The sequence below is a fragment of the Streptomyces carpinensis genome (genome assembly GCF_002154505.1).
Classification (GTDB): Bacteria; Actinomycetota; Actinomycetes; order Streptomycetales; family Streptomycetaceae; genus Streptomyces; species Streptomyces carpinensis.
The window spans coordinates 1-8,306 of the sequence record NZ_MUBM01000400.1 but is presented as its reverse complement, the minus strand read 5'-3'; the positions used below and the strand labels follow the sequence as shown (position 1 = coordinate 8,306).

Below are 8,306 nucleotides of genomic sequence, written 5' to 3'. Positions count from 1 at the left end.
CGTACGGGCCGCCCGTGCCGTCCGTCTTCGCCCGCTGTTCGCCGACCACCCCGTAGCCCGCCGACTCGTAGTAGGCGCGCAGGCGGGGGTTGGAGGCGAGGCAGTCGAGGCGGGCGTAGGAGCGGCCCGTTTCGGTGATGCGGGACTCGGCCTCGGCCAGCATGGCGCGGCCCACGCCCGGCGGGGCCGTGTGAGGGGTGGCCATCAGGCGGTGGATGTAGCCCGCTTCGGGTGGGCGGAGGCCCCAGGCGGCGGGGTCGTCCCACCACAGTTCCCAGGCGCCGGCCAGGTGGTCTCCCGTGTACGCGAGCCAGACCTCGCCCTCGCGCATGCGGGTGAGGAAGTGGTTCTCGTCCTTCTCGCCCGGCTTCCACTGGTCGATGCCGCGGGCCAGCTGCCACAGGGCCGCGGTGTCGCGCAGGCGGACCAGGGCACGGGCGTCGGCGGGGGTCGCCCTGCGGTACGTCAGCGGGGGCCAGGTGGTCGGGGCGGGCTCCAGGAGGTGGGTGCGGAGGGTGGCGGACAGCGCCCGCGCGTCCAGTTCCAGGGCGTCCGTCACGTACGACTCGACCGAGCCGTACCTCGTCCTCAGGGCGGCGAGGAACAGGCGCATCACCGCCTCGGGGGCGCGGCCGTAGCCCGGCCAGTTCGGGGTGCGGCCGCCGTTGCGTGCCCGCCAGTCGGCCAGCAGGGCCGGCGAGGCCAGTTCCGTGAGGGTGAAGTCCTCGACGATGGTGGGCTCGGGGACGCCCAGCAGGGCCAGGACCAGGGCCGCCATCTCTCCGGTGCGGTCCTTGCCGGAGGCGCAGTGGAAGACCAGCGGGGTGTCGGCGACGGCCGCGTCCGCGATCAGTTCCAGTGCTCGGCGGATCTCCTTCGTGCCGTCCTCCGCCACTTCCATGTAGCGCTCGGCCAGGTACGGGCCCGGTTCCACCTCGGGGCCCAGGGACGGCTGGTCGTACGGGCGGTGCTCGATGCTGAGGTTGTGGTAGGTGAAGGACGGGTGCTCCGGGACGCGGCCCTGGCGCTCGACCTCCCAGTCGTGGCGGAGGTCGATGACGGTGCCGATGCCGAGGGCGAGGAAGCGGTCCCAGTCCGCGGTGCCGCGGTGCATCTTGCCCAGGCCGTCCGCGCGGAACAGGCGGCGCGGACGGACCCGGTGGCCGTCCGCGGTGGCGTAGCCACCGAGATCGCGGACGTTGCGCAGGGCGTCGAAGGGTATATGTCTGTCCACGGTCAGTGACACTAGGTCGCCGCGCCCGCGCTCGTCCCGGGTTTGCCGGTCGTCACTTCGCGTGTCGCACGGCGAAGATCATGACGAACGCCACGATGTGGATGCCGAAGAGGAAGTAGCCGAGGTAGTACCAGACGTAGCGCTCGCGCTTCTTCTCCAGGGCGAGGCGCTCACGCTCCGCCGCCGTCCGTTCGGGGTCGTCCGTCATCACCGTCACCGCTCCCGGTGCACCTTGGTGTTCGAGGCCTGGGCGCGCGGGCGCACGACCAGGAGGTCGATGTTGACGTGGCTGGGGCGGGTCACCGCCCAGGTGATCGTCTCGGCCACGTCGTCGGCCGTCAGCGGCTCGGCCACGCCCTCGTAGACCTTCGCCGCCTTCTCCTCGTCGCCGCCGAAGCGGGTCAGCGCGAACTCCTCCGTCCTGACCATGCCGGGCGCGACCTCGATGACGCGGACCGGCTGTCCGACGATCTCCAGGCGCAGCGTCTCGGCGAGGACGTGGGCGCCGTGCTTGGCGGCGACGTAGCCCGCGCCGCCCTCGTACGTGCCGTGGCCGGCCGTGGAGGACACGACCACGACCGTGCCGTCGCCGCTCGCGACGAGCTTCGGCAGCAGGGCCTGGGTGAGGTTGAGGGTGCCGATGACGTTCGTCTCGTACATCGTGCGCCAGTCGGCGGGGTCGCCGGTGGCGACCGGGTCGGCACCGAGGGCGCCTCCCGCGTTGTTGACCAGGACTCCGACGGACTTGAAGGCCGTCGCGAACTCGTCGACGGCGGTGCGGTCGGTGACGTCCAGCTGGTAGGCGGTGGCCGCGTGGCCGGCCGCGTTGATCTCCTCGGCGAGCGCCTCGATGCGGTCCTTGCGGCGGGCGGTCAGCACGACGCGGTAGCCGGCGGCGGCGAGCTGCCGGGCCGTGGCGGCACCGATGCCGCTGCTCGCACCGGTGACGACGGCGATGCGGGAGGCGGCGGGCGGTGCGGCGCTGGCCATGGGCTGCTCCTAGGAAAGGGAAGCGGTGGGATCTGCGTGGTCGGCTCTGCCCAGAGTACGGCTCCGCCCGGAGCCGGTTGTCGTCAGCCGCCGTTCCGGGGCGCCCACATGATCACGGCCATTCCGGCGAGGCAGATCAGTGCCCCGGTCATGTCCCAGCGGTCGGGGCGGTAGCCGTCCGCGACCATGCCCCACAGGATCGAGCCGGCCACGAAGATCCCGCCGTAGGCGGCGAGGATGCGGCCGAAGTGGGCGTCGGGCTGGAAGGTGGCGACGAAGCCGTACGCGCCGAGCGCGAGGACGCCGCCGACGGCCCACAGCCAGCCGCGGTGCTCGCGCACGCCCTGCCAGATCAGCCACGCGCCGCCGATCTCGAAGAGCGCGGCGACGAGGAAGAGGGCGGCGGAGCGGAGGATCAGCGGCATGGGGGCAGCTTCGCACGGCGCCCCGGGCGGTCCGAACGCCGCCCGGCAGGGTCGGCTGTCCGGCCGCCCGGGGCCGGACCGACTGTCCGGGGGGCTGGTCGCGAGCGGGCGCCACGGCCCGGGCAGCGGTCCGAGGCGGTCGTGGACGCCGCCTAGCCTCGGGCGTCGCTCTCGCTGTCGTACCGCTCCCGTGCCGCGTGGACCTCCTCTATGTGGGTCTCCGCCCAGTCCTTCACGGCGGTCAGGAGGTGGGCCAGGCTGGCGCCCAGGGGCGTGAGTTCGTAGTCGACGCGGACGGGCACGGAGGGGGTGACCGTGCGGGTGAGGATTCCGTCGCGTTCCAGGGTGCGCAGGGTCTGCGTGAGCATCTTGGGGCTGACGCCGGCGATCTTGCGGCCGAGGTCGCTGTAGCGCATCGGCCCGGCGGAGAGGGCGGCGACGACCAGGCTGACCCACTTGTCGCTGATGCGGTCCAGGAGCTGGTTGGTGGGGCAGCTGCGGATGAAGGCGTCGTACTCGATCCGTGCCTGTTCGCGCCGCTGGGCCGCGGTCGTGGTCGCCATCGCTCACCTCCGGGTGACGTAGGCACCTTCAGGTAACTACTTACCAATGGATAGTAGCTCTTCCTAGGGTTGTTGCAACAGGCGGGATACCGGTGGGTTTTCCCGCCGATTCCCTTGCCGATGAGGAGAGTTGCGATGCGTGCTGCAGTGGTGAAGTCGTTCGGCGGGCCCGAGGCCGTCGAGATCGTGGAGGCCGAGGTGCCCGAGCCGGCCGCGCGGCAGGTGCGGATCAGGGTGGCGGCGGCCGCACTGAACCCGGTCGACGCGGGCGTGCGCGCGGGCGCGTTCGGGGGCGCGGGCAAGCAGATCGGGCTCGGCTGGGACGTCGCGGGGACGGTGGACGCGACGGGCGTGGCCAGTGCCTGGAGCGTGGGGGACGAGGTGGTCGCGCTCGACTACGGCATGGTCAAGCCGCTGGGCACCCATGCCGAGTACGTCGTCGTGGACACCGACGCGGTGGCCGGGGCGCCGGTGACGGCCGACGCCGTGCACGCGGCGACGCTGCCGCTGAACGCGCTGACCGCCGCCCAGGCGCTGGACCTGCTGGACCTTCGGCCGGGGCAATCGCTGCTGGTGACCGGGGCGGCGGGCGCGGTCGGCGGGTACGCGGTCCAGCTCGCCGCCCACCGCGGGATCACGGTGACGGGGCTGGCCCGCGAGGGCGACGCGGAGCTCGTGCGGTCGCTGGGCGCCGCCCGTGTCACGACGGCGGAGGCGGGCGCCGGGGCGCGCGGTGCCGACGCCGTGCTGGACGCGGCCGTCCTCGGTGAGCGGGCGCTGGAGTGGGTGCGGGACGGCGGGACCTATGCCGGGGTGATCCCGCAGGCGGCCCCGGCGGCGGTGCGCGGGGTGCGGACGGGTGCCGTGGAGGTGAGTGCCGACGGGGCGCGGCTGGCCGAGCTGGTGGCGCTGGTGGACGAGGGGGTGCTCACGCTCCGGGTGGCACAGACGTACGCCCTGGACGAGGCGGCCAAGGCACACGCGCGGCTGGCCGAGGGCGGGGTGCGGGGGCGCCTGGTGCTGGTGCCCTGAGGGGCGTCGGCGCTCGGGGCCGGCCGCGGGGACCGGCCTTCGCCGCCCTCCACCGGCCCCCTGGGGCAGCGGGGCGGAATACCTCCGAGGGGCGGACGGTTGTGGGGATATAGTTGAACCGTCAACAACTTGGAGGGTGAGCGACCATGCAGTTCGGGATCTTCAGCGTCGGCGACGTGACGCCGGACCCCACCACCGGCCGTACGCCGACCGAGCGCGAGCGCATCAAGGCCATGGTCGCCATCGCGCTGAAGGCCGAGGAGGTCGGCCTGGACGTCTTCGCGACCGGCGAGCACCACAACCCGCCGTTCGTGCCGTCGTCCCCCACCACCATGCTCGGCTACATCGCCGCGCGGACCGAGCGCCTGGTCCTGTCCACGTCCACCACGCTGATCACCACCAACGACCCGGTGAAGATCGCGGAGGACTTCGCGATGCTCCAGCACCTGGCCGACGGCCGGGTGGACCTGATGATGGGCCGCGGCAACACCGGCCCGGTGTATCCGTGGTTCGGGAAGGACATCCGGCAGGGCATCAACCTCGCCATCGAGAACTACGCCCTGCTGCACCGGCTGTGGCGCGAGGACGTGGTCGACTGGGAGGGCAAGTTCCGCACCCCCCTGCAAAGCTTCACCTCCACGCCCCGCCCGCTGGACGGCGTGGCGCCCTTCGTCTGGCACGGCTCCATCCGCTCCCCGGAGATCGCCGAGCAGGCCGCGTACTACGGCGACGGCTTCTTCCACAACAACATCTTCTGGCCCGCCGACCACACCAAGCGGATGGTCGAGCTGTACCGGAGCCGCTACGCCCACTACGGGCACGGCACGCCGGAGCAGGCGATCGTCGGGCTCGGCGGCCAGGTGTTCATGCGGAAGAACTCCCAGGACGCGGTGCGCGAGTTCCGCCCCTACTTCGACAACGCGCCGGTCTACGGCCACGGCCCCTCCCTGGAGGACTTCACGGACCAGACACCGCTGACCGTCGGCTCCCCGCAGCAGGTGATCGACAAGACGCTCTCCTTCCGCGAGTACGCCGGCGACTACCAGCGCCAGCTGTTCCTCATGGACCACGCGGGGCTGCCGCTGAAGACCGTGCTGGAGCAGCTCGACCTGCTCGGCGAGGAGGTCGTGCCGGTGCTGCGCCAGGAGTTCGCCAAGGGCCGCCCGGCCGACGTGCCGGACGCGCCCACCCACGCCTCGCTGCTGGCCGCGGCGAGGGGTTCCCAGAAGGCGGAGGGCTCCCAGGAGGTGAGCGCCGTATGAAGCTCGTCGTCGTCTCGGCGGGGCTGAGCGTCCCGTCCTCCACCCGCCTGCTCGGCGACCGGCTGGCCGCCGCGGTGGCCGGACCCACCGCGGCGGACGTCCAGGTCATCGAGGTGCGCGACCTCGCCGTGGAGATCGCGCACCACCTCACCAGCGGCTTCCCCGGCCCTGCCCTGGAGGCGGCGCTGGACGCGGTGACGGGCGCGGACGGGCTGATCGTCGTCACTCCGGTGTTCTCGGCGTCGTACAGCGGGCTGTTCAAGTCCTTCTTCGACGTGCTCGGGGCGTGGGACAAGGACGCGCTGGCGGGCAAGCCGGTGCTGGTCGCGGCGACCGGCGGCACGGCCCGGCACTCCCTGGTCCTGGACCACGCCCTGCGCCCGCTCTTCGCCTATCTGCGGGCCGTGGTCGTTCCCACCGGCGTCTACGCCGCCTCGGAGGACTGGGGCGCGCAGGGGCTGCCGGAGCGGATCGAGCGGGCGGCCGGGGAGCTGGCGGCGCTGATGACCGGGCTGTCGGGGCGCCCGCCGGGGCCTCGTGGCCCGGAGCCCAAGGCGGACGACCTGACGGTCGTGCCCTTCGAGGAGCAGCTCGCCGCGCTGCGTACCTGAGGCGGCGCCGTGCGGGGTGCCGCCGGCCGCGCCGCGTACCCGACCGGTGACGCGGACGGCGGCGGCAGACGGTGAGAGGACGGTAGGCGGCCCCTCCGGGTTGCGCCTGAGTCGGTGAGAGCCGGGTAAAAAGGGTGATCGTAGCCCCGCTCGCCCGGCTTGCACCGCCGTGGCCTTGGCAAACTGGACGCGTGCCTCAGACTGTGCTGCTCGCCGAAGACGACCGCGCCATCCGCCATGCCCTCGAGCGGGCCCTGACCCTGGAGGGCTACGAGGTGATGGCGGTCGCCGACGGCGTCGAGGCGCTCGCACAGGCCCACAAGACCCCGCCCGACGTGCTCGTCCTGGACGTCATGATGCCCGGCATCGACGGGCTCCAGGTCTGCCGCGTGCTGCGCGCCGAGGGCGACCGCACCCCGATCCTCATGCTCACCGCCCTCGTGGAGACCGCCGACCGGATCGCCGGCCTGGACGCCGGCGCCGACGACTACGTCGTCAAACCGTTCGACGTCGAGGAGGTCTTCGCCCGGCTGCGCGCCCTGCTGCGCCGGACCACCCCGGCCACCGTGGGGGGGCCCGCCGAGGACGCGCCCACGAAGGAGCCGCAGCTTCCCGTGCGGCAGGTCGAGGCAGCAGGGATCCGCATGGACCTCCAGGCCCGCCGGGTGTGGCGCGGCACCCGCGAACTGGAGCTGACCCGCACCGAGTTCGAACTCCTCGAACTGCTGGTCCGCAACGCCGGGATCGTCCTCGACCACTCCACCATCTACGACCGCATCTGGGGCTACGACTTCGGCCCCGGCTCCAAGAACCTCGCCGTGTACGTCGGTTATCTGCGCCGCAAGCTCGACGAGCCGGGCGCGCCCCAGCTGATCCACACCGTGCGCGGGGTGGGTTACGTGCTGCGGGAGGACTGAGTGGGCCGCCTGGCGCGGCTGCCGGCCAGGCCGCGTCGTCCCCGGCTGACGTCGCTGCGGACCACGTTCGCGGTGACGTTCGCCGTGGTGACCGCCGCCGTCACGATTCTCGTCGGGATCCTGTCGTACAACTCCGCCGCCCGCCTGGTGCGGGTGGACCAGCAGTCGGTGTTCACGCAGGTCGTGCAGGACGTGCAGGACGAGGTGCGGCGCTACGACCGTACGCCCGAGGACTTCTCCTCCTCCCGCCCCGGCCACGAGGTGGTCCGGCCCAGCCGCACCGATGTGCAGGTGCTCGGCGACCGGGGGCAGATCGTGGACCACGGCAGCCCGCAGCTGCCCGTCACCGCGCACGACCGGGCGACCGCGGCCGCCGCCGCGGCCGGGAAGACCGTCGAGTACCGGGACGTGGTCGTCGCCGACGACGTGTACCGCATCGCGACGGTCGCGCTCGGCGACGGCAGGGGCGCCGTGCAGGTCGCCCAGGAGTTCAGCGACACCGAGGACCTGCTGCGGGCGTTGCAGCAGCGGACGCTGATCCTGATGGGCGTCGTGGTCATCGCGGCCGGCCTGTGCGGCTGGTGGCTGGCCCGGCGCATCACCCGCCGGCTGGTGGCCCTGACCTCCGCCGCCGAGGCCGTCGCCCGCACCCGGCAGCTGGGCATCCAGGTACCCGTCACCGGCTACGACGAGGTGGGCCGCCTCGGCCGCTCCTTCGACCGCATGCTGGGCCGCCTCGCCCAGTCCGAGGAGGACCAGCGCCGCCTCGTCCAGGACGCCGGACACGAGCTCCGTACGCCGCTGACCTCCCTGCGTACGAACATCTCACTGCTGCGCCGCATCGACGAACTGCCGCCCGACACCCGCGAGGACCTGGTCGCCGACCTCACCCAGGAGGCCCGCGAACTCACCGACCTGGTCAACGAGCTGGTCGACCTCGCGGCCGGCCAGTCCGACGCCGAGCCGCCGCAGCGCGTCGACCTCGCCGAGATCGCCGAGGACGTGGCCGGTCTCGCCCGCCGCCGCACCGGACGCGACATCGTGGTCCGCGCGAGCGGGGACACGACGACCGAAGGCCGCCCCGCCATGCTCCAGCGGGCGGTCTCCAACCTCGTCGAGAACGCCGCGAAGTTCGACCGGGGCGGCACGGAACCCATCGAGATCGCCGTCTCCGGGCCCGCCCGGCCGGGCACGGTCCGCGTCGAGGTCCTCGACCGCGGGCCCGGCATCGCCGCGGGCGACCTGATCCGCGTCTTCGACCGCTTCTACCGC

10 protein-coding genes are annotated in these 8,306 nt (G+C 72.9%); 5 read left to right on the top strand and 5 right to left on the bottom strand.

Annotated elements, in window-relative coordinates; all coding sequences use genetic code 11:
* The 5 genes from BZY54_RS40400 to BZY54_RS40385 all read right to left on the bottom strand — a co-directional run.
* Positions 1 to 1,234, bottom strand: a 1,234-nt coding sequence (locus BZY54_RS40400) for a GNAT family N-acetyltransferase (RefSeq protein ID WP_086730349.1), incomplete at its 3' end; no start/stop codon positions are given.
* Positions 1,235 to 1,286: 52 nt separating this feature from the next.
* Positions 1,287 to 1,451: a hypothetical protein gene (locus BZY54_RS51270; RefSeq protein WP_158103995.1), complete on the bottom strand. Its 165-nt coding sequence runs from the start codon at positions 1,449 to 1,451 to the stop codon at positions 1,287 to 1,289.
* Positions 1,448 to 2,224, bottom strand: coding sequence for an SDR family NAD(P)-dependent oxidoreductase (locus BZY54_RS40395; RefSeq protein WP_086730348.1), 777 nt, complete (start codon positions 2,222 to 2,224; stop codon positions 1,448 to 1,450). The genes BZY54_RS51270 and BZY54_RS40395 overlap by 4 nt, the downstream gene beginning before the upstream one ends.
* Positions 2,225 to 2,307: 83 nt before the next feature.
* Positions 2,308 to 2,649, bottom strand: coding sequence for a YnfA family protein (locus BZY54_RS40390; protein WP_086730347.1), 342 nt, complete (start codon positions 2,647 to 2,649; stop codon positions 2,308 to 2,310).
* A 152-nt stretch (positions 2,650 to 2,801) separates the two neighbouring features.
* Positions 2,802 to 3,212, bottom strand: coding sequence for a winged helix-turn-helix transcriptional regulator (locus BZY54_RS40385; RefSeq protein ID WP_086730346.1), 411 nt, complete (start codon positions 3,210 to 3,212; stop codon positions 2,802 to 2,804).
* Between the two features lie 135 nt (positions 3,213 to 3,347).
* Between BZY54_RS40385 and BZY54_RS40380 the strand changes: the two genes are divergently transcribed.
* The 5 genes from BZY54_RS40380 to BZY54_RS40360 all read left to right on the top strand — a co-directional run.
* Positions 3,348 to 4,244, top strand: a complete 897-nt coding sequence (locus BZY54_RS40380; protein WP_086730345.1) for an NADP-dependent oxidoreductase — start codon at positions 3,348 to 3,350, stop codon at positions 4,242 to 4,244.
* Positions 4,245 to 4,390: 146 nt separating this feature from the next.
* Entirely contained in the window at positions 4,391 to 5,506 is a 1,116-nt protein-coding gene (locus BZY54_RS40375) for an LLM class flavin-dependent oxidoreductase (RefSeq protein ID WP_086730344.1), read from the top strand.
* Entirely contained in the window at positions 5,503 to 6,117 is a 615-nt protein-coding gene (locus BZY54_RS40370) for an FMN reductase (RefSeq protein WP_086730343.1), read from the top strand. Before BZY54_RS40375 ends, BZY54_RS40370 begins: the two co-directional genes overlap by 4 nt.
* Before the next feature lie 203 nt (positions 6,118 to 6,320).
* A complete protein-coding gene (locus BZY54_RS40365; protein ID WP_086730341.1) occupies positions 6,321 to 7,034 on the top strand; it encodes a response regulator transcription factor in 714 nt (237 codons plus the stop codon).
* On the top strand, positions 7,035 to 8,306 hold a 1,272-nt coding region (locus BZY54_RS40360; RefSeq protein ID WP_086730339.1), incomplete at its 3' end, for a sensor histidine kinase.